Below are 21,880 nucleotides of genomic sequence, written 5' to 3' on the forward strand. Positions count from 1 at the left end.
AGGGAAGGACAGACAGGTTTCAGAAGAGGTAGCGTGACCCATATCAGGGCCACGCGTTAATGATTACAGCAGATCGCCGATCATTTTTTCCAGTTTTTCCTGGTCTACCGCAAACTTACGGATACCATCCGCCAGTTTGTCAACCGCCATGGGATCCTGGTGATGCTGCCACAGGAACTCAGCTTCGGTAATGCGTTCCGGACGCGCTTTGACTTCGCCGGAGAAAGAGAGCTTACGCTCAATCGCCCCTTCGCTTTCCGCCAGTTCTTTCAGCAATGCCGGCGCGATAGTCAGACGGTCGCAGCCCGCCAGCTCCAGAATTTCGCCTACGTTACGGAAGCTTGCGCCCATAACGACGGTTTCGTAACCATGCTGTTTGTAGTACTCGTAGATTTCCGTTACGGAAACCACGCCCGGATCTTCAGCTGGCGCATAGTCTTTCTTGTCGGTATTGGCTTTATACCAGTCAAGAATACGACCTACGAACGGCGAGATCAGGTAGACGCCCGCTTCGGCGCACGCACGCGCCTGCGCGAAGGAGAACAGCAGCGTCAGGTTACAGTTGATGCCTTCTTTTTCCAGCTGTTCGGCTGCGCGAATGCCCTGCCAGGTGGACGCCAGCTTGATCAGGATACGATCGTTGCTGATACCCGCATCATTGTAGAGTTTAATGATACGTTTTGCTTTGGCGATAGACGCTTCAGTGTCATAAGACAGACGCGCGTCAACTTCGGTAGAAATACGCCCCGGCACCAGCTTCAGGATTTCCAGGCCAATATTCACCGCCAGCTTATCGGTCGCGTCAACAACCTGCTGCGCGCGGTCGCTGCTCTGCTGTTTCGCCCAGGCGACAGCATCGTCAATCAGCTTACGATATTCCGGGATTTGCGCTGCGTTAAGAATGAGAGAAGGGTTAGTTGTAGCATCCTGCGGCTGGTACAGCTTCATTGCCGCGATATCTCCGGTATCAGCCACTACGGTGGTGAACTGACGAAGGGAGGTCAATTTGTCCGTCATGATAGAGTTTCTCTTTAAACAGCTTGTTAGGGGATGTAACCGGTCTACCCTGATGATAACACGACGCACTCACAGCGCAACCGCCTACATGCACCTGGCTGCCCTTGTGCACTGTTTGCGTATCTGCCGACGGTTGATGCGCAATTAAAGGATACCGCCGTATTTATGGTAAACTGCCGTTAATATTAGTCTGACAAGGTCATCTACATCATGGGTCACGCTTATACAGGATCATCAAAGCGTGCCGGCATCAACAAGAGGGACGTTAATGCCTGAGTTTTTCAGTTTTATTAACGAAATACTCTGGGGCTCGGTAATGATTTACCTGCTGCTCGGCGCAGGATGTTGGTTTACCTGGCGTACCGGATTCATTCAATTTCGTTATATTCGCCAATTTAGCCGCAGTCTGAAAGGCAGCTTTAGCCCGCAGCCAGGCGGCCTGACGTCATTTCAGGCGCTGTGTACCAGCCTCGCGGCGCGGATTGGCAGCGGTAATCTGGCCGGCGTGGCGCTGGCTATCGCCGCAGGCGGTCCCGGCGCGGTATTCTGGATGTGGGTCTCGGCCATCGTTGGTATGGCGACCTCCTTCGCCGAGTGTTCGCTTGCCCAGCTTTATAAAGAACGTGACCCGACAGGCCAGTTCCGCGGCGGCCCGGCGTGGTATATGGCGCGCGGGCTGGGAATGCGCTGGATGGGCGTGGTTTTCGCCCTCTTTCTGCTCGTCGCCTACGGGTTGATTTTTAATAGCGTGCAGGCGAATGCCGTCTCACGCGCGCTCCATTTCGCCTTCAACATTCCGCCGCTTATCTCCGGCATTGCTCTGGCGTTCTGTGCCCTGTTAATTATCATCCGCGGCATAAAAGGCGTCGCCCGCCTGATGCAATGGCTGATTCCCCTCATCGCGTTATTGTGGGTCGCCGGCAGCGTATTCATTTGCCTCTGGCATATTGAGCAAATGCCTGGCGTTATCGCCTCGATAGTCAAAAGCGCATTTGGCTGGCAGGAAGCCGCGGCAGGCGCAGCCGGATATACGCTCACCCAAGCTATTACCAGCGGTTTTCAGCGTGGGATGTTCTCTAATGAAGCGGGAATGGGGTCAACGCCTAATGCGGCCGCAGCGGCAACGTCGTATCCCCCTCACCCTGTCGCGCAGGGGATTGTGCAAATGATTGGCGTATTCAGCGACACCATTATCATCTGTACCGCCAGCGCGATGATTATCCTGCTGGCGGGGAATCACGCGTCCCATTCGTCAACAGAAGGCATTCATCTTCTCCAACATGCAATGGTTTCGTTGACCGGTGAATGGGGCGCCAGCTTTGTCGCGCTTATCGTCATTCTGTTCGCGTTCAGTTCTATCGTCGCCAACTATATTTACGCCGAGAACAATCTGTTTTTTCTGCGGTTACATAACGCAAAGGCCATCTGGCTATTACGCCTTGCGACGCTTGGCATGGTTATCGCCGGTACGCTTATCAGTTTTCCGCTGATATGGCAGCTCGCTGACATGATCATGGCCTGTATGGCCATTACCAATCTGACGGCGATTTTGTTGCTCTCACCGGTGGTGTATACCCTCGCCAGCGATTATCTGCGACAACGGAAACTGGGCGTAAGACCGCAGTTCGATCCGCGGCGCTTCCCGGATATCGAACCACAACTGGCGCCAGATACCTGGGATGCGGCATCGCGCGACTAAGCCGACAATCGCAACCATCGGTCAACTCTGTGGCGTTTTTTTGCTAAAGTCGCAGAAAATTCCCTGCAAGGACTGGATATGCTGATTCTGATTTCACCTGCAAAAACGCTTGATTATCAAAGCCCGCTGGCCACGACCCGCTATACCCAGCCGGAGCTGTTGGATCACAGCCAGCAGCTTATTCAACAGGCCCGCCAGCTTTCGGCGCCGCAAATTTCCAGGCTGATGGGAATTAGCGACAAACTGGCGGATCTCAACGCCACGCGTTTTCATGACTGGCAGCCTCATTTTACGCCGGATAATGCACGCCAGGCGATTCTGGCGTTTAAAGGCGATGTTTATACCGGCCTACAGGCGGAAACGTTCAACGACGCGGATTTTGATTTTGCTCAACAGCATCTGCGCATGCTCTCTGGCTTGTATGGCGTATTGCGTCCGCTGGATTTAATGCAGCCTTATCGTCTGGAGATGGGGATTCGCCTGGAGAATCCGCGCGGCAAAGATCTTTATCAATTCTGGGGCGATATCATTACCGATAAGCTCAACGAAGCGCTTGAGGCGCAGGGCGATCGGGTGGTGGTGAATCTGGCCTCCGAGGAATATTTTAAATCGGTGAAGCCGAAGAAACTGAATGCCGAACTGATTAAGCCCGTGTTCCTTGATGAGAAAAACGGCAAGTTTAAGGTGGTAAGCTTCTACGCCAAAAAAGCGCGCGGACTGATGAGTCGTTTTATTATTGAAAACCGCTTAACGAAGCCGGAACAGCTTACCGCGTTTGACCGTGAAGGGTATTTCTTTGATGAAGAAACCTCCACACAAGACGAGCTGATCTTTAAACGCTACGAGCAGTAACGGCATCGCCGGATGGCGGTTACGCCTTATCCGGCCTACAAATCGACACCACCCATAGGCCCGGTAAGCGACAGCGCCACCGGGCGCAATGGTTACTGGCGGGTCATCATCAGCTTACGCAGGGCGGCAAAATCCGCAGGCAGATGATGTGAAAGTAGCGGCAGGTCGGCGCGTTCGGCGAGCGCTTCAGGCAAGGCCAGCGTTTCTCCCAGAATGGACTCCACGCTTTCTTTAAACTTCGCCGGATGTGCCGTTCCGAGAAACAAGCCATACTCGCCAGGGTTTAACTGGTCGCGTAATGCCCGATACGCTACCGCCGCATGAGGTTCCGAGATATAACCTTTCGCTTTCAGCTCGCGCATCGTCTGCTGTGTCGTAGTATCATCTACCGCCGCATAGCCCAGCTCAGTCAGACGCCAGATTTTACGGCGGAATAGCTCCTCCACGCGCGGCCAGTTATTCGGCTGGCTGACATCCATCGCATTCGACAGGGTCGCCTGCGTCGCTTTCGGCGCCCACTTTCCGTCATGCAGAAAACGCGGCACCGTGTCGTTGACGTTGGTAGCGGCGATAAAGCGTTTCACCGGTAGGCCTAACGACTTCGCCAGCAGTCCTGCCGTCAAATCGCCAAAGTTGCCGCTGGGTACGGAGATCACCAGTTGGTTACGCGCCTCCTGCGGCAGTTGCGCCACGGCTTCAAAGTAGTAGCAAATTTGCGCCAACAGGCGGCTGATATTAATCGAATTAGCCGAATTCAGCCCCAGCGCCGTTTTCAGATCTTCGTCATCAAATGCCTGTTTCACCAGCGCCTGGCAAGCATCGAAATCGCCGTCGATCGCCACGGTTTCAATGTTGCCGCCCAGCGTACAGAACAGTTTTTCCTGCAACGGACTGATTTTACCGCGCGGGTAGAGAATGACGACCCGCACATTTTCCAGGCCATAGAACGCATGAGCCACCGCCGCGCCGGTATCGCCTGACGTTGCGGTCAGAATCGTCACCGGTTTGTCGCCGCTGATATGCGTCAGCATTTGCGCCATAAAACGCCCGCCGAAGTCTTTAAAGGCCAGCGTCGGACCATGGAACAGCTCCAGGCAGCCGACATCGCTTTCTACCTGCGCTACCGGCGCCGGGAACGCAAACGCCGCGCGGACGCGCTCTTCCAGAATTTGCTGCGGTATTTCATCGCCAATAAATGCCGAGAGGATCTTTGCGCTACGGCTGACAAAGTCCTGGTTGAGCATCTCATCAATTTCCGTCAGGCTAAACTCCGGCAGATCGTGCGGAAAAAAAAGTCCCTGCTGTTTGCCCAGTCCTTGCGTGACGGCCTGCGCAAAGCTGACCTGCTCATTATGGTCTTTCAGATTATAGAGTTTCATTGATTATCCCACTACTCGTGCGCCCGCCGTATCCAGCCGGCAAATATGAACGAAGCCTTCCTGATTTTGCAGATAATGTTTGCTCAGCCAGTCCGCGACGCGCTGCGCCGTCTCCGGTTTATCGCATAGCGCAAACAGCGTCGGCCCCGACCCGGAAATCCCGCTCGCCAGCGCGCCGATCTCCGACACCGCCTGCCGCGCCTGGCTAAAGCCCGGCAGTAAACGCGCGCGGTATGGTTCGGCAATAACATCTTTCATCAGCGCGGCGGCAAGCTGCGGCTGCCGCGAGTAACAGGCGTGAATAAAACCGGCCAGATGCCGTCCATGCGCAATGCAATCCTGACGGCGATACTGCGCAGGCAAAATGGCCCGTGCTTCTGCGGTGGAAACTTTAATGCCCGGATAAGCCAGTACCCATAGCCACTCATCAAAGCCCGGCACCTGTTGACTAATAATGCCGTTTTCTTCAATCATCAACTGCATACCGCCAAGAAAGCACGGCGCGACGTTATCGTAATGGATGCTGCCGGAGATACGGCCTTCCAGCTCGCCCATCAGCGCCAACAGACGCGTGTCGTTTAACGGTTTGCCGCAGTGCTCATTCATCGCGACCAGCGCGGCGACGACGGAACAGGCGCTGGACCCTAACCCGGAACCAATCGGCATATTTTTTTCCAGCGTCATCGCCACCGGGATGGTTTTCCCCAATGCCTGGCAAAAACGTTCCCAGCACTGATAAACAATATTTTCACGCGGCTCCGGCGGCAGTTTATCGGCAAATCGCCCCAGGTTATGCAGACGGAAATGGTCCGCTGCTTCAACGGATACCACATCGCCCAGCAACGTGCCGTCAACGGGTGTGACGGCTGCGCCCAACACGTCGAAACCGACGCTCATGTTCGCGCTGGAAGCCGGGGCATACACTTTCACCATGTTAAACTCCTAACTTCCATGAGAGGGTCCGTAACAGATCGGCAAACACGCCCGCCGCCGTCACATCATTGCCTGCGCCGTAGCCGCGCAGCACCAACGGCAAGGGCTGATAATAGTGGCTGTAGAACGCCAGCGCGTTTTCACCGTTTTTCACTTTGAAGAGCGGATCGTTACCATCAACTTCGGCAATCTTCACGCGGCACACGCCATCCTCTTCGATATTGCCCACATAGCGCAATACCTTACCTTCATCACGAGCTTTCGCCACACGGGCGGCAAACGCGTCGTCAAGCTGCGGCAGATGCGCCATAAAGGCGGTCACATCGCCGGAGGCGTCAAACTCGTCCGGCAACACCGGTTCAATCACGATATCGGAAAGCTCCAGCTCGCGGCCCGTCTCGCGGGCGAGGATCAACAGTTTCCGCGCCACATCCATACCGGAAAGATCGTCGCGCGGATCGGGTTCGGTATAGCCCATCTCGCGCGCCAGCGCGGTCGCCTGTGAGAGACTCATCCCCTCTTCCAGTTTACCGAAAATAAAAGAGAGCGACCCGGAAAGAATGCCGGAAAATTTTTGCAGTTCATCACCCGCATTCAGCAGATTTTGCAGGTTTTCGATCACCGGCAAACCGGCACCGACGTTGGTGTCATACAAGAATTTGCGCCGTGATTGCGCGGCGGCGAAACGTAGCTGATGGTAGTAGTCCATCGACGAGGTGTTCGCTTTCTTGTTTGGCGTCACCACATGGAATCCTTCACGCAGGAAGTCGGCATACTGGTCGGCCACCGCCTGACTGGAGGTACAATCAACAATCACCGGATTGAGTAGATGATATTCTTTCACCAGGCGAATTAAGCGTCCCAGATTGAACGGCGCGTTCGCTTGCGCCAGTTCCGCCTGCCAGTTGTCCAGATTCAGGCCATGCACATTGGTTAGCAACGCCTTTGAGTTTGCCACGCCGCACACGCGTAGATCGATGTGCTTGTTCTTCAGCCAGGTTTGCTGACGTTTAAGCTGTTCCAGTAGCGCGCCGCCGACGCCGCCGACGCCAATGACAAACACTTCAATCACCTGATCGGTATTGAACAGCATCTGGTGCGTTACCCGCACGCCGGTGGTGGCATCGTCGTTATTCACCACCACAGAAATGGAACGCTCAGAAGATCCCTGAGCGATCGCCACGATATTGATATTGGCCCGCGCCAGCGCGGCGAAGAATTTCGCTGAAATGCCGCGTAGCGTGCGCATACCGTCGCCGACAACAGAGATAATCGCCAACCGCTCCGTAACCGCCAGCGGCTCCAGCAGCCCCTCTTTCAGCTCCAGATAGAACTCATCCTGCATCGCACGGCGGGCACGCGCGCAGTCACTCTGCGGCACACAGAAGCTGATGCTGTACTCAGAGGAGGACTGGGTAATGAGCACCACCGAGATCCCGGCGCGAGACATGGCGGCGAAAACACGCGCCGCCATCCCAATCATCCCTTTCATTCCCGGGCCGGAGACGCTAAACATCGCCATGTTGTTAAGGTTAGAGATCCCTTTAACCGGCAGATTATCATCGTCGCTGGATGCGCCGATCAGCGTTCCTGGCGCCTGCGGATTGCCGGTATTTTTAATCAGACAGGGGATCTGGAACTGGGCGATAGGCGTTATGGTGCGAGGGTGAAGGACTTTGGCGCCGAAGTAAGAGAGTTCCATCGCTTCCTGGTAGGACATCGATTTCAGCAGCCTGGCGTCCGGCACCTGACGCGGGTCACAGGTATACACGCCATCGACGTCAGTCCAGATTTCACAGCAGTCAGCGCGTAAACAGGCGGCCAGCACGGCGGCGGAATAGTCGGAACCATTACGGCCCAGCACCACCAGTTCACCCTTTTCATTACCGGCGGTAAAGCCCGCCATCAGGATCATGTGATCAGCCGGGATCTGGCTGGCGGCGATACGGCGAGTCGATTCCGCGATATCGACGGTAGATTCAAGGTAATGGCCCACCGCCAGCAATTTTTCTACCGGATCGATCACCGTGACGCGATGTCCACGCGCCTCCAGGAGTCCCGCCATAATCGCGATCGACATTTTTTCGCCACGGCAAATCAGCGCGGCGTTGATGCTGTCCGGGCACTGACCCAGCAGGCTGATACCATGCAAAACATGTTTGATCTGAGCGAATTCTTGTTCGACAACCATTTTCAACCGTGCAAGCGGGAATCCCGGCTGTGCGCTGGCAAGTCCTGCGAGCAGGTCGGAAAAAATACGTTCGGCATCGCTGATATTCGGCAAAGCATCCTGGCCGCCGATAGTTTTTTCAATCATTGCCACCAGATGGTTGGTAATTTTCGCGGGGGCGGAAAGTACGGTCGCTACCTGCCCTTGCCTGGCATTGCTTTCCAGAATATCGGCAACACGCAGAAAACGTTCTGCATTTGCCACTGATGTACCGCCGAACTTCAACACTCGCATGGTTGTTACCTCGTGATCTCTGGTCGAAAAAAAAGCCCGCACTGTTCAGGTGCGGGCTTTTTTCTGTGTTTCCTGTACGCGTCAGCCCGCACCGTTACCTGTGGTAATGGTGATGGTGGTAATGGTGGTGGTGCTGATGCGGTTCATGGATGTTGTGTACTCTGTCATTTTTATTTGTCTGTCTTGTATTCCTATATTGGTTAAAGTATCTGCCCGCCTAAGTCAATAAATTTTTAAATTGATCACATTCCGAAACTTGTTCATGTGCTGCTGGCGATATATTTATTTTCAACCAATTCCCCCTGTCATGATCTCTTGCAACCAGACGTAATCTCTTATTATTTTAAAAATTGCAGCACGTTATTTTGTTAGTTTTTTTTCAATATCATGGACCAAACGGTGCAACATTACCGTATCTCGCTGTCCCAGCAGGCCAATTCGCTGTTGTAGCCAGTCGGTTAATTTGTGGTCATCGGCCGCCTCCAGAGTCGTTAGCAGGCGTAAAAGGCGCGCGCGTAACGCCTGTAACTGCGATTCATCAGCAATATCAACGGATTCTGTGGTCTGTTGCATTAAACCTGCTAATTGATAGCAATACACCATGACTGCCTGTCCCAGATTGAGCGAAGGGTAATCCGCCGCCATCGGCACGCCGGTCAATACATCCGCCAGCGCCAGCTCGTCATTGGTCAGACCGGAATCCTCACGACCAAAAACCAGCGCGGCATGACGCATCCAGCGTGATTTTTCCTGTAATAAGGGAACCAGTTCAGCGGGCGAAGCGTAGTAATGAAATTTTGCCCGGCTGCGGGCTGTCGTCGCTACGGTAAAATCCACATCGTGGAGTGCGTCGGCAAGGGTGTGGAAAACCTCAATATTATCAATAATATCTCCAGATCCATGTGCGACCCAACGGGTGGCGTGCTCCAGGTGCGCCTGGCTGTCGACAATACGCAGGTCAGTAAATCCCATGGTCTTCATAGCCCGGGCGGCTGCGCCGATATTTTCCGCTCTGGCGGGAGCGACAAGAACGATTGTTACACGCATTTCATTACTCTTTTTGACTAATTTACAGGAAATTAGCTGGCGTTTGTAAGCATATTACGCTTCGCAAATTTACAAAATTTTAACGGATATCACTGAAAAAGCATTTTTGATTTCGTAAAAGACGCTACACTATTGCGTATCTGTACTATTGCTGTTTATGTTAACAGAACATCGTTATCCTGCTGTTTATTTAGGATAATTTAATTTAAAATAGATCCTGCTCTTTGGATTCATCGCATTTATTAGTTGGCTTACGTAACTAGTTGGAATATTGCAAATTTGTGATGAAAGCTAGCATTTAGCTACGATGATTTCATCAAACTGTTAACGTGCTACAATTGAACTTGATATATGTCAACGAAGCGTAGTTTTATTAGGTGTCCGGTACGTCTTAGCCTGTTATGTTGCTGTTAAAATGGTTAGGATGACAGCCGTTTTTGACACTGTCGGGTCCAGAGGGAAAGTACCCACGACCAAGCTAATGATGTTGTTGACGTTGATGGAAAGTGCATCAAGAACGCAATTACGTACTTTAGTCATGTTACGCCGATCATGTTAATTTGCGACATGCATCAGGCAGGTCAGGGACTTTTGTACTTCCTGTTTCGATTTAGTTGGCAATTTAGGTAGCAAACATGCAGACCCCGCACATTCTTATCGTTGAAGACGAGTTGGTAACACGCAACACGTTGAAAAGTATTTTCGAAGCGGAAGGCTATGATGTATTCGAAGCGACAGATGGCGCGGAAATGCATCAGATCCTCTCTGAATATGACATCAACCTGGTGATCATGGATATCAATCTGCCAGGGAAAAACGGTCTCCTGTTAGCGCGTGAACTGCGTGAACAGGCTAACGTTGCGCTGATGTTCCTGACGGGCCGCGATAACGAAGTCGACAAAATTCTCGGCCTCGAAATCGGCGCGGATGATTACATCACCAAACCGTTTAACCCACGCGAATTGACCATCCGTGCCCGCAACCTGCTGTCCCGTACCATGAACCTGGGTACCGTCAGCGAAGAGCGTCGTAGCGTTGAAAGCTACAAGTTCAACGGTTGGGAACTGGATATCAACAGTCGTTCACTGATCGGCCCGGACGGCGAGCAGTATAAACTACCGCGTAGCGAGTTCCGCGCGATGCTTCACTTCTGCGAAAACCCTGGCAAAATTCAGTCGCGCGCAGAGCTGTTGAAAAAAATGACCGGCCGCGAGCTGAAGCCGCATGACCGTACTGTTGACGTTACCATTCGTCGTATCCGTAAGCATTTCGAATCCACGCCGGATACGCCGGAAATCATCGCCACCATTCACGGCGAAGGTTATCGCTTCTGCGGCGACCTGCAGGATTAATTCGGCCCAGGCACCAAACCGTAAAAACAGCCGGTAAGTTATTCTTACTGGCTGTTTCTTATGCTCCCCTTCCGCTAAGCGGCCCCGCTTTCCCTCCTGACCTGCCGTTATGACGTACTCTTTTACATAAAAATTGTCATATAGCGCTGTTTATCTCAGCTTGCGAAAGTTAAGGTAGTTTGTGTATTAACATTAAAGAGTAATACACGGGATTTGTTGGTCCCCAAAAAATAAGGGGATGCTCACAGGACGTGAGGTTTCAAAGGATGAAAAAATCACCATTATGCTGCTACCTGTTTTGTGCAGCGATGTCAGCTTCATCAGCCGCGCTGGCTGCTACCGCGCCGGTCTCCGCAGGCGTTATTCATTTCAAAGGCCAGATTGTCGAATATGGTTGTAACCTTGCGCCTCACGATCGCAATATCGAGGTATCATGTTCGCGGAATAATATCCCCCATTTGCAGACAGTCGCCACACCGTCTGGAAACGCTATTTCGTTGATGAATGGAATCGCCACGGTACGGCACGTGTCGTTAAAAGATCATCCGGAGATTCAAAGTTTGATCGTCCAGTACCGCTAACCGCTTATGGCTCCCGCCGGGAGGAGTTCCGGCAGGCGGCGATTTCGCTCAGTAAAACGCCGCCCGCCTGCATTTTGTACTTTTCTCTCATTCGTATCCTCCAACAGCGATGTTCATCGCTTCGCTATCCTGTACGCTCTACGCGCTCGTTAAGCACAGTACCTATGATAGCTGTCATAAAATGATTGCAAATAAAATCATCACATTTACTATGGTTAACCTTACAAACAGCGTTGTCGCTCATGCATTGATAAGGTGAATACATTGACTTAAATATTCTTGTTGGCTATTTTAATTTACTTAATTATAATTTTAAGTGAATATTAAATTTATGTTTACCTTTTAATAGTCAACCACTTTATCAGCCATAATAATGGGGAAGATATGAAGCAGTTAAACGGCGGGAATGTGTATCGTCCCACAGGGAAAGAAAAAAACCTGCAAGCCATTTTAAATATTCATCGGCACGTTATTCAAAACATCTCCCCTGTCACTATTACGGCCGGTAAAACACTGGATATCAAGATTGATAATCAATCCCACATCCTGTTAATCACTAAAGGCGCTATTAAAGTATGTCGGCGTATCGACAGCATTGTAATGGGCTGTGGTGTCTCACCAATGATTTTAGGCCTTGTAGATGCCTATGCTGACTTATACCAGTTAGAAGAGAATTCAGACGTCTTTTTTATCGCCGAAACCACCTGTGAATATTATCCTGTCCCAGTAAAAGATTTTGTGGAAATAGCCGATGAAAAGCATCTCTGGCGTGACATTTCGAACATCCTGATGTACCGCATTGCTTTCATGACTAACCGTGACAGAAACCTTATCGGGCAGGACGCCTATAGCCAGATAAAAGCGCTGTTACTTGAACTGTGGTCGTATCCTGAAAGCTCACGATTTGAGATCAACGCACAGAACTTCATACAGCAGAGAACCGGGCTTTCACGCAGCCGTATCATGCAGGTACTTTCAGAACTAAAAGCGGGGGACTATATAAAAATACTGCATGGAAGACTGTTAGAGCTTCGAAACCTGCCGGTTTCATTTTAAACGGACAAGCGTCGTATATTCTTAAAAATAAAGCAATATAGAGTTAAATAAACCCTCCAGGAAATAATAATTATTATCAAAAAAGAGATCTTGCTCTATAAATCCAGTCATCAACCATACTTCTTTAGTGGTATTTTATTAAACTTTGTTACCGGGTCCGAAACTGGACTGCCGTTCAATATTGCATCAGAATTTTTATTGAGTTCATAGTTGATATACGTAGAATAGCCGCCTGCTTATCTACAGAACAGAAAGAAGCGCATACAGAGTAAAATATAATATTTTATTTTATATGGCTATCTTTATTTTTCAGCGAATAGAATCAGGCAACAATTAATATGTTTAATAAGAAAATTATCATCCTGGCAATGTTAACTGCCGTAGCATCCGCACCGGTATTTGCCCAGAACACGATTACGTTCAATGGCAAAATTTACGATCAGGCGTGTACGGTTCAGGTTAATGGCTCCACGGATACCACCATTGATTTGGGTAATTACAGCAAAGAACGCATCGCGGAAAAAGGCGCCACAACCGATTACGTGCCGTTTACCGTAAGCCTGGTTAGCTGCCCGGAAGCAGGGACTGGCGTACCGACCCAGGCCATGTTCCGCTTCCACGGCGCAACAGATGATTCCAACCCAACGTACTTCAAAAACGCGGACGAAGGATCGGAAACGGGCGCCGCGGGTGTCGGTATTTCTATTCAGAACGCTTCACATAGCGATGTGACAGATAACACGGATGATGCCGCAGTAAACCTGCCAACCGACGGCTCGACAGCAGACTTTACCTATTACGCCGCCATGGCTAACGATGGTTCCGCAACCGTAACCGGTGGAGATGTTAGCGCTCAGGTTACGTATACCGTTTCGTATCAGTAAGGCATTCTCATCCTGATGTGGACAGGCAGGATGCCAGTCCATAGCGTAAAACATCTTTACAGAGTAAAAAATGAAACACATAAAGAAATCCGTGTTGGTCGTATTACTGACAAGCCATGTTGCCCATGCCAGCATTGTTGTTGGCGGAACCCGACTGGTTTTCGACGGCAATAATGATGAGTCGTCAATCAATGTAGAGAATAAAGACAGCAAAGCGAATCTTGTTCAGTCATGGTTATCGGTTGCCGATCCCCAGGTCACAAATAAGCAGGCGTTTATTATCACCCCGCCTCTTTTTCGCCTTGATGCCGGGCAAAAGAACAGCATTCGGGTTATTCGCTCTGGCGCCCCTCTACCTACAGATCGGGAATCTATGTACTGGCTCAATATTAAGGGTATTCCTTCTATTGATGATAATGCCTCCGCGAACCGCGTGGAAATCTCCATTAATACCCAAATAAAGCTTATATATCGGCCGCCAGCATTAACAAAATCGACGCCTGATAGCCAGAGCCAACAATTAAAATGGCAGACGGCAGGTGATGTTATTACCGTAAATAACCCCACTCCCTATTATATGAACTTTGCCAGTGTGACGCTTAACAGCCATGAAGTGAAATCAGCGACCTTCGTTCCGCCAAAATCATCAGCGTCATTTAAATTGGGTTCTACTGCCGCCCCTCATGGCACGGTAACGTGGCGATTAATCAGCGATTATGGGATGAGTTTAGAGCCGCATTCCGGTTCATTCTAGCCATTAACGACTTCACTTTACTTTTACCCTTTCAGGACTTTTACTGTGCAATTCTCCAGAGTAGAGCCCCGTTCTCAATTAGCGTTATCGTTTCTCTTTATATGCTGTTCCATAAAACCAGCGTTAGCGCATGATCATTTTAATCCATTATCGTTGGAAAATGATGAACCGGGCGTGGAGAATGTCGATCTATCGGTTTTCGAAAAGGGGGGGCAGGCAGAAGGCACCTATAATGTTGATATTTATATTAATAACACCAGTGTTGAAACAAAAAATATTGCCTTTAAAAATAAAAAATCAGCAGATAATAAGCTCTCCCTACAGCCGTGTCTTAGCGTTGAACAACTCAAGCAGTGGGGCGTAAAAACAGAAAACTTCCCCGAGCTTAAAAATGACCCAAACGGGTGTACCGATCTTAGTCTGCTGGCTGGCGCTGTAGCAAAGTTCAATGTCATCGGTAACCGGCTGGATTTAGCGATCCCTCAAATCGCGTTGATCGCCGACCCGCGAGAATTCGTCCCTACCAGCGAATGGGATGAAGGCATTAATGCTTTTTTGCTGAATTACAGTTTTACCGGATCGCAGGATCACGATATTGATGAAAACCGGACGGAAAATAGCGAATACGCTAACCTGCGCCCAGGTATTAACATTGGCGCATGGCGTTTTCGTAACTACTCAACCTGGAATCATGATAGCGATGGGCAAAATAGCTGGGATTCTGCCTACACCTATGTTTCTCGCGATATCGAATTTTTAAAAGGACAGCTGATCGCCGGGGAAAATAACACGCCCGCGGACGTCTTTGACAGTATTTCATTTAAGGGCGTACAGATCTCTTCTGATGACGATATGTTGCCGGACAGTATGAAAGGGTTCGCCCCGGTCATTCGCGGGGTGGCCAAAAGCAGCGCGCAGGTAACCGTTGAACAAAACGGTTATACCATCTACAAAACTAACGTTCCGGCGGGTCCATTCGCCATCAACGATCTTTATCCAACCGGCGGTTCGGGCGACCTGTACGTCACCATCAAAGAATCCGATGGTTCTGAACAGCATTTCATTGTGCCCTACGCCAGCGTTCCGGTATTACAGCGTGAAGGCCACCTGAAATACGACCTGACGGTAGGCCGCACGCGTTCATCAGATTCGCATTCCGCGCAACAGAATTTCGCAGAACTGACGGCCTTATACGGATTAGCAGGCGGCATAACCGCCTATGGCGGAATAGAGAGTACGCTGAGCAATGATGTTTATCATGCGGCGCTCATCGGGACAGGTTTAAACCTTGGCGATCTGGGCGCATTGTCTTTAGACGTCACCAATTCATGGTCAAAAATTAAAGCAGGCGATGTGGTTAGCGATACGCTTACCGGACAGTCCTGGCGTATTCGTTACAGCAAAGATATTCAGTCAACAGGCACCAATTTCACTGTCGCCGGTTACCGTTATTCGACCAAAGATTACTACGCTCTTGAGGATGTGCTGGATACCTATAGCGATAATAGTCACTATGATCATGTACGTAATCGCACCGACCTGTCGTTGTCGCAAGACATTATCTACGGTTCCATTTCACTCACTTTATATAATGAAGATTACTGGAATGACACTCATACCACATCATTAGGTATTGGCTATAACAACACATGGCATAACGTAAGCTATGGCATTAACTATTCTTATACGCTGAACGCCGATAATTCTCAGGATGAAGACGACGATACGGAAGACAGTAATGACCAGCAAATTTCAATCAATATTAGTATTCCGTTAGATGCCTTTATGCCGTCAACGTATGCCACCTACAATATGAACTCCGCGAAAGACGGCGATACCACGCATACTGTCGGTTTAAACGGAACAGCGCTGGCACAGAAAAATCTCTCATGGAGCGTTCAGGAAGGTTATTCCTCTCAAGAGAAAGCCACCAGCGGTAATGTGAGCGCAACCTATAACGGGACGTATGCGGATATTAACGGCGGGTATAGCTACGATAATCATATGCGTCGCCTGAATTATGGCGTTCAGGGCGGCGTACTACTACATCGAAATGGCCTGACACTATCCCAGCCAATGGACGACACCATCATATTGGTTAAAGCCCCTGGCGCAGCGGGTGTCCCCGTGAATAACGAAACGGGCGTGGACACCGATTTTCGGGGTTATGCCGTCGTACCTTATGCTTCGCCTTACCATCGTAATGAAGTGTCTTTAGATACGACGGGCATTAGAAAAAATATTGAGCTCATTGATACCAGTAAAACGCTGGTGCCTACCCGTGGCGCGGTGGTCAGGGCCGAATATAAAACCAATATTGGTTACAAGGCATTGATGGTATTAACCCGCATAAACAATCTGCCTGTTCCTTTTGGCGCGACCGTCTCGTCTTTAACAAAACCAGACAATCACAGCAGTTTTGTTGGTGATGCGGGGCAAGCCTGGTTAACCGGACTGGAAAAACAAGGGCGGTTATTAGTGAAGTGGGGGCCAACAGCAGCAGACCAGTGTCAGGTCTCTTATCGTATACCGAGCTCCCCCTCCGCTTCTGGCGTAGAAATCTTACACGAGCAATGCCAGTGATTCTGGTGGGATAAAAGATGAATATGAACAGATTTGCTGCATTAACCGCCCTGTTAACGTTCACGGGTCTGGCATTATGGTCGCCCTCGATCAGCGCGGCATACAATACCGCAGATGCCGTAGACATTAACGTCACGGGATTAATTTATGCCGATCCGTGTACCGTGACGGTCCCCGACACGATCTCTCTTGGGCAATATGCCCGGGCGGATATCGCTGTGGCCGGTGGCAATACCGCCACCATTCCTTTCACCATAAAAATGACGAATTGCCCGGCAACGACCACAAAAGCCGCGATTTCATTTAACGGCGTACCTTATCCCGATCCAAATTATGCTTCTGCGATTTATGCAAACAGCGCGGCCAATCCGGCGCAGGATTTAGGATTACAGCTTTTTAACCTGGACGGTAAAAGTCTGGTCAATCTGGCCAACAACGTCACTTACACGGTGGATATCAACAGTAATACCCATGAAGCCAATTTGCCTGTCGCCGCAAGGATGTATACCCCGCACGGAAAAGTCACGGCAGGGGATTTCACGTCCGTTGTGACGATCACTATCGCATGGCAATAACATCTTTCTATTTCACCTGGTATAAAAACAGGAATTTTTCATGAGAAGGTTATATCTGGCGCTTATTCTGCTGTTCGCGTATTCCAGTCATGGTTACGCCTCCTGTAAACGTTCCGGAAATGAAGGCGCGATCACTATCACCCCGCCGTCGCAGCTTGTGGTGGATAGCCACGCCTATACCGCAGGCGAAGTGTTGTGGCAATCGGGCTGGGTTTCCACCTCCGAAGTCACAATGGATGGCTGTAGTCGCGATTATAAGGTCGGTTTTTTATATGAACCCGGTAGCGCGCAGTCAAATACATCGGCGACAATCAATGCGAATGACGGGAACAACACGCCGGTATTTAGCACCGGTATTTCCGGCGTGGGCATTGCGATTAAAACCCAAACGAATGCTGGCCCTTACGATAATGTCATGCCAATCGATAATACCTACCATAATGGCGATGGCAATAAAACACACCATGCGATGGCTCCCGCCTACAATGTTGAACTGGTCGCCTTAGGCGGTCCGATCACCTCCGGTACCGCGACATTCCAAAGTCCACTGGCGCGCGTATCTTTTCGCGATAGCGCAACAGAAGACTCCGGCGGCGATATCCTGACCCATCTGTATTTGGGGAATACGCAATTGATTATGAAAGCGATGGGATGTCGGGTAGAAACACCTGCCATCACCGTGGATTTAGGCAGCGTCAATTTAGGCAGTTTCGCTAACAGTCAAACCGCGGGCACAGGCGAGCAGGATATCTTATTGACCTGCGAACAAGGCACCGCCATTTCCGCATCGTTAAGCGCCCAACCGGCCAGCGGAAACAATCCTGATAATTCAGTCATCCAGTTGAGCAATGCAAGCGCGCCAACCAGCGCAACCGGCGTTGGCGTACAGTTGGGTATTCAGGCGCCGGACGCCGGTTTCTTTACCGACAGTTTGCCAATCAATCAAAAAATTGATCTCTTTACTCACACGATTACTACCAATGCCGATGGCAGCCAGACGGTTAACGGCGGAACCATGAATATGTCCACCACCCTGAAAATTAGCGTGCACTACTATAAAACCGCCGCCACGGTAACGGCCGGGCAAGCGAATGCCACGGCAACATTAAACCTGACCTATAACTAACGGCATCACATTTTCTGGCGCTGCGCGGGAAAACGTTAACGCGCGCGCCCGTTAGATTTATTTCCACAAACGTAATTCGTCATCTTTTACTGGCGGTAATGACTTACGTTGCTGACAAGAGAGCGAATACCAGTCCAGATGGCGCGTCAGGAACATCACGCCGCCAAGCGCCAGTAGCAGAACGCCGGTACCCAGAAGCAACGAGCTATCTTCCGAACGCAGCAATCCCCACATCACGCCATCCAGCGCCAATAACGCTAACGTAAACAGTACGCTATTGCGCCATCCTTTCAGCACCGCCTGCAAATAAACGCTATTCATCAACGCGCCCACCAGGCTTGCAGCGATCCAGGCTGGCGTGAAACCGATATGTTCCGACAGTGCCAGCAATAGCAGGTAGAACATCACCAGTGATAACCCCACCAGCAGATACTGCATCGGGTGTAACCGCTGCCCCGTCAGGGTTTCGAAGACAAAGAAAGCCATAAACGTTAGCGTAATCAACAAAATGGCATATTTCGTCGCTCTGTCCGTCAGTTGATACTGGTCGGCTGGCGTCGATACAGCGACGCTAAACGCCGGTAAGTTGTCCCAATCCACCTTTTGCGCATCAACAAACTGTTCGCCGAGATTCGTGGCAAACCGGCTGGTTTGCCACTGGGCCTGAAATCCTGAACCGCTGATTTCGCGTTTACCGGGAAGAAAATCCCCCACAAAATTTGGGTGCGGCCAGTTGCTGGTCAGGGTCATTTCACTGCTACGCCCGACGGGAACCAGTGAAAAGCTGCCGGTTCCACTTAAATTTAACGACATCGCCAACGTCAGGTTACGCGTCGCCCACTGACTGTCCGGCAGCGGGATATGAATGCCCTCTCTACTTTCCGGTAAGCCGGTCCCCGGTTCTACAGTGAGCGTTTCACCATTCACCTGCGGCGCTTTTACTGCGCTGATACCGCGCGCATCGCCGACGCCTACGACGATAAAGGGCTTTCCAAGGGTAATGTTCGGTCTGTTCAGCTCATGCAGACGGGCCACATCAAACTCTGCCTTTATCGCCATATCGGTATGCCACACCTGCCCCTGATAAATACCTATTTTTCGCGCTTCAACGTTTTGATTGCCTTCGACCAATAGCGACTCCGGCAGCCAAAAATAGAGATAGCTGCGCTTATACTGGACCTCTTTCTCTTCTTCCAGCACGGTATAGAGCTCTGTCACCGGAACCGCCACCAGCGGGCCGACAACCTTTTGTGGGTCGCTGGTACTCTGACGAATAGCAGCTTCTACATGGCTTCGATAATCAGCACGTTCCACGATGGTGTGCCGTACCATCATCAGGGGAATTAACAGCAGGATCATGGCGCCGCCTAACGTAATCATTTTCCACAACAGGGGGGATTTCAACATAGCGTTCTCCTTTGCAATGCCAGCAGTGTAAGAACGCGATGTGGGGAGAATTTGAAGTTATGTGAAGTGACGGTGAAGTGTCAACGAGGCCAGCACGCCGCCTTCGGGACGATTGCACAACGTCACCTCACCGTTGAGGAGTCGCGCCGCCTCGCTGACAAACGCCAGCCCAAGCCCGCTGCTTTTACGCCCGTTTTCACGGGGCAACGAATAGAATCGGTCGAAAATGCGCGGCAGCGCAAAATCAGGAATACCACAGCCGGAATCCGTCACCTGCAGGATCGCTTTCTCCCCCATCGGCTGAGCGCTTAATGTGATAACGCCATTTTCAGGCGTAAAGTCGATGGCATTGTCCAATACATTGCCCAGCGCCTGCGCCAGAAGCTCCGCGTCGGCGACGACAACCAGCGAGGAAGGCCGTAGAGTAAGCGTGATCTTTTTTGCCGCCAACTGAATACTGCGCGCCTCGCTAAGCTGCGTAAATAGTTCATCAACAGCAACCGGCGCGAGAGGGATATCCTGTCGGTTTTCCAGCCGCGCCTGGCGCAGCAGGGTTTCTACCAGCGCCTGCATTCGCGTATTTTGCGCCAGTATATTCTCTGTAAAGCGGGTAACCACATCCGCGGGCGGTCCTTCACGCAGAATCTCCGCCGCGCCGCGTATCGCCGCCAGTGGACTTTTCAGCTCATGAGTCAACGCATACACGTACTGCTCAATGTCATTCTTGCCTTCCAGCTTAATGCGCATACTCTCCAGCGCCTGCGCCAGTTTACGCAGCTCGCTGCTGCCTAATGCAGGTAACGCAAGCGGGCGGTTTTCGGTGACAGAATCCGCATAGCGCGTCAACCGGGCGATGGAGCGGTTAATCCACCAGACCATCCCCGCGCCAATCGCCAGCGCAATTCCCAGTAAAACGGCGCTGGCCCACAGAATGCGCCGTTCGCTGCGCTTAATCACCGGCGCCATTGCCGCATTCGGTTTACCGACAGTCAGGACGCCGATAATCCGTCCATCGCTGATTATCGGCGCGGCTACGTACATCACGGTGCTATTGGGATCGGCAGAATCTTTTGCCGTGCTGCGGGCGCCATACTGTCCGTGCAGCGTAAGCCAGACGTCATTCCAACGAGAATAATCCTGCCCCACCGCTCTGTTTTCCGAATCAAACAACACCTTACCCTGCGCATCCGTCATGTAGACATGGTATTCATTGCGCACTTTGACGATCCCGCTGATATTGGCGCGAAACGGGCGATGTTGCAGTTGGGCGAATGCCTTCGCCAACTGGCCGTTAGTCGGGTTGCCGGAAAGGAGATCGTCGCGGGCCAGCGCCGCCAGCAGCGTCGCGGTGTCAATCAGCGTCCCTTCCGTCGCGCGGCGGACACCCGGCTTTATCTCCTGAACAAAGATAGACAGCACAAACACGGCGGCGACGGCGACAATAAGAAAGTAGCCCAGTAGCAAACGCATTCCGATGCGCATCAGACGCTCCTCAGGCTGTATCCCATTCCACGATGCGTGTTAATTGGCGAGAGATCCGGGTTGATCGCGCGTAGCTTAGCACGCAGGGTTTTGATGTGTGTATCGACCGTCCGATCGAAGGTCTCCTGGGCATCAGACCAGACAATATCCATCAATTGCTGGCGCGAGTACACGCGCTCCGGCGACAGCAGCAGGGTTTTAAGGAGCAGAAACTCATAACGCGTCAGCGAGAGCGGCGTACCAAACCAGGCGATCTGCGCCGCCGGTTCATTGAGTTCAAAATGTCCGGTACGCACCACCGGCGACGGCGCAGCAAACTTTTTCACCCGGCGCAGCAGCGTGCGCACGCGGGCGCTCACTTCGCGCGGCGAGAACGGCTTGGCGACATAATCATCTGCGCCGATCTCCAGACCAAGCAATCGATCCACTTCATCGCTACGGGCAGTCAGGAAAAGAATCGGCAGCGCAGGATGGCGTTCCAGCAACTGCCGACACAGCTCAAAGCCGCTGATATCCGGTAGTCCCACATCGAGAATCACCGCATCTGGCCGTTGCTGACGCGCTTTTTCCAGCGCGGGCAACCCGCGGGCGAATAGCTCAACGGTAAACCCTTCCAGTTGCAGGGTGTAGATGAGCGTATCGGCGATTCCCTGTTCATCCTCGACTAACCAGACCTGCGGTTGCTGCAT

20 protein-coding genes and 1 other annotated feature are annotated in these 21,880 nt (G+C 51.4%); of the genes, 10 read left to right on the plus strand and 10 right to left on the minus strand.

Annotated features, from left to right (window positions below; all coding sequences use genetic code 11):
* Positions 1-63: 63 nt before the first annotated feature.
* Positions 64-1,017 (minus strand): transaldolase, encoded by a 954-nt coding sequence (gene tal, locus NAZ64_RS13310; RefSeq protein ID WP_000130175.1) that lies wholly within the window; start codon positions 1,015-1,017, stop codon positions 64-66.
* Positions 1,018-1,285: 268 nt separating this feature from the next.
* On the opposite strand from tal, the gene NAZ64_RS13315 reads away from it, so the two are divergent.
* Entirely contained in the window at positions 1,286-2,716 is a 1,431-nt protein-coding gene (locus tag NAZ64_RS13315) for an alanine/glycine:cation symporter family protein (RefSeq protein ID WP_483640962.1), read from the plus strand.
* 78 nt (positions 2,717-2,794) lie between these two features.
* On the plus strand, positions 2,795-3,568 hold the full coding sequence (gene yaaA, locus NAZ64_RS13320; RefSeq protein ID WP_024797404.1) for a peroxide stress protein YaaA: 774 nt from the start codon (positions 2,795-2,797) through the stop codon (positions 3,566-3,568).
* 92 nt (positions 3,569-3,660) lie between these two features.
* Here the strand turns inward: yaaA and thrC are convergent, their stop codons facing one another.
* The 6 genes from thrC to yjjY all read right to left on the minus strand — a co-directional run bounded on the left by thrC (position 3,661) and on the right by yjjY (position 9,931).
* Entirely contained in the window at positions 3,661-4,947 is a 1,287-nt protein-coding gene (thrC, locus tag NAZ64_RS13325) for a threonine synthase (protein WP_058331392.1), read from the minus strand.
* A gap of 3 nt (positions 4,948-4,950) precedes the next feature.
* Complete coding sequence (gene thrB / locus NAZ64_RS13330) at positions 4,951-5,880, minus strand: homoserine kinase (RefSeq protein WP_000241685.1); 930 nt, start codon at positions 5,878-5,880, stop codon at positions 4,951-4,953.
* A 1-nt stretch (position 5,881) separates the two neighbouring features.
* A complete protein-coding gene (gene thrA / locus NAZ64_RS13335) occupies positions 5,882-8,344 on the minus strand; it encodes a bifunctional aspartate kinase/homoserine dehydrogenase I (protein WP_001264677.1) in 2,463 nt (820 codons plus the stop codon).
* A gap of 25 nt (positions 8,345-8,369) precedes the next feature.
* Positions 8,370-8,490 (minus strand) — a sequence feature (Thr leader region).
* Complete coding sequence (gene thrL / locus NAZ64_RS13340) at positions 8,426-8,491, minus strand: thr operon leader peptide (RefSeq protein WP_001575544.1); 66 nt, start codon at positions 8,489-8,491, stop codon at positions 8,426-8,428. It overlaps the preceding feature by 65 nt.
* A 213-nt stretch (positions 8,492-8,704) precedes the next feature.
* Positions 8,705-9,391, minus strand: a complete 687-nt coding sequence (locus NAZ64_RS13345; RefSeq protein WP_220569423.1) for a tRNA/rRNA methyltransferase — start codon at positions 9,389-9,391, stop codon at positions 8,705-8,707.
* A gap of 399 nt (positions 9,392-9,790) precedes the next feature.
* Positions 9,791-9,931, minus strand: a complete 141-nt coding sequence (gene yjjY, locus NAZ64_RS13350) for a YjjY family protein (RefSeq protein WP_001541509.1) — start codon at positions 9,929-9,931, stop codon at positions 9,791-9,793.
* A 95-nt stretch (positions 9,932-10,026) separates the two neighbouring features.
* Between yjjY and arcA the strand changes: the two genes are divergently transcribed.
* The 8 genes from arcA (at position 10,027) to sthE (ending at position 18,302) form a co-directional block, all read left to right on the plus strand.
* Entirely contained in the window at positions 10,027-10,743 is a 717-nt protein-coding gene (gene arcA / locus NAZ64_RS13355) for a two-component system response regulator ArcA (RefSeq protein WP_001194359.1), read from the plus strand.
* 266 nt (positions 10,744-11,009) lie between these two features.
* Positions 11,010-11,324, plus strand: a complete 315-nt coding sequence (locus tag NAZ64_RS13360; protein ID WP_000749516.1) for a hypothetical protein — start codon at positions 11,010-11,012, stop codon at positions 11,322-11,324.
* Positions 11,325-11,708: 384 nt separating this feature from the next.
* Positions 11,709-12,380, plus strand: coding sequence for a winged helix-turn-helix transcriptional regulator (locus tag NAZ64_RS13365; protein ID WP_000811635.1), 672 nt, complete (start codon positions 11,709-11,711; stop codon positions 12,378-12,380).
* A gap of 338 nt (positions 12,381-12,718) precedes the next feature.
* The gene (locus NAZ64_RS13370; RefSeq protein ID WP_220569424.1) at positions 12,719-13,264 is read left to right on the plus strand and encodes a fimbrial protein; all 546 of its coding nucleotides are present in this window, start codon (positions 12,719-12,721) and stop codon (positions 13,262-13,264) included.
* Positions 13,265-13,334: 70 nt separating this feature from the next.
* Positions 13,335-14,018 (plus strand): fimbrial biogenesis chaperone SthA, encoded by a 684-nt coding sequence (gene sthA, locus NAZ64_RS13375; protein ID WP_000680525.1) that lies wholly within the window; start codon positions 13,335-13,337, stop codon positions 14,016-14,018.
* A 45-nt stretch (positions 14,019-14,063) separates the two neighbouring features.
* Entirely contained in the window at positions 14,064-16,601 is a 2,538-nt protein-coding gene (locus NAZ64_RS13380; RefSeq protein ID WP_220569425.1) for a fimbrial outer membrane usher protein, read from the plus strand.
* Between the two features lie 17 nt (positions 16,602-16,618).
* Complete coding sequence (locus NAZ64_RS13385; protein ID WP_001527481.1) at positions 16,619-17,176, plus strand: fimbrial protein; 558 nt, start codon at positions 16,619-16,621, stop codon at positions 17,174-17,176.
* Between the two features lie 40 nt (positions 17,177-17,216).
* Positions 17,217-18,302: a fimbrial major subunit SthE gene (gene sthE, locus NAZ64_RS13390; RefSeq protein WP_220569426.1), complete on the plus strand. Its 1,086-nt coding sequence runs from the start codon at positions 17,217-17,219 to the stop codon at positions 18,300-18,302.
* A 57-nt stretch (positions 18,303-18,359) separates the two neighbouring features.
* Here sthE and creD read toward each other — a convergent pair whose 3' ends face one another.
* The 3 genes from creD to creB are packed head-to-tail and all read right to left on the minus strand — an operon-like array spanning position 18,360 to position 21,880.
* Entirely contained in the window at positions 18,360-19,709 is a 1,350-nt protein-coding gene (creD, locus tag NAZ64_RS13395) for a cell envelope integrity protein CreD (protein ID WP_483640963.1), read from the minus strand.
* Between the two features lie 57 nt (positions 19,710-19,766).
* Positions 19,767-21,191 carry a two-component system sensor histidine kinase CreC gene (creC, locus tag NAZ64_RS13400; RefSeq protein WP_076936341.1) on the minus strand — a complete coding sequence of 475 codons (1,425 nt, stop codon included), beginning with the start codon at positions 21,189-21,191 and terminating at the stop codon, positions 19,767-19,769.
* Positions 21,191-21,880 carry a two-component system response regulator CreB gene (gene creB, locus NAZ64_RS13405; RefSeq protein ID WP_001187046.1) on the minus strand — a complete coding sequence of 230 codons (690 nt, stop codon included), beginning with the start codon at positions 21,878-21,880 and terminating at the stop codon, positions 21,191-21,193. Before creB ends, creC begins: the two co-directional genes overlap by 1 nt.

The sequence above is a fragment of the Salmonella sp. A1325 genome, assembly GCF_056991255.1.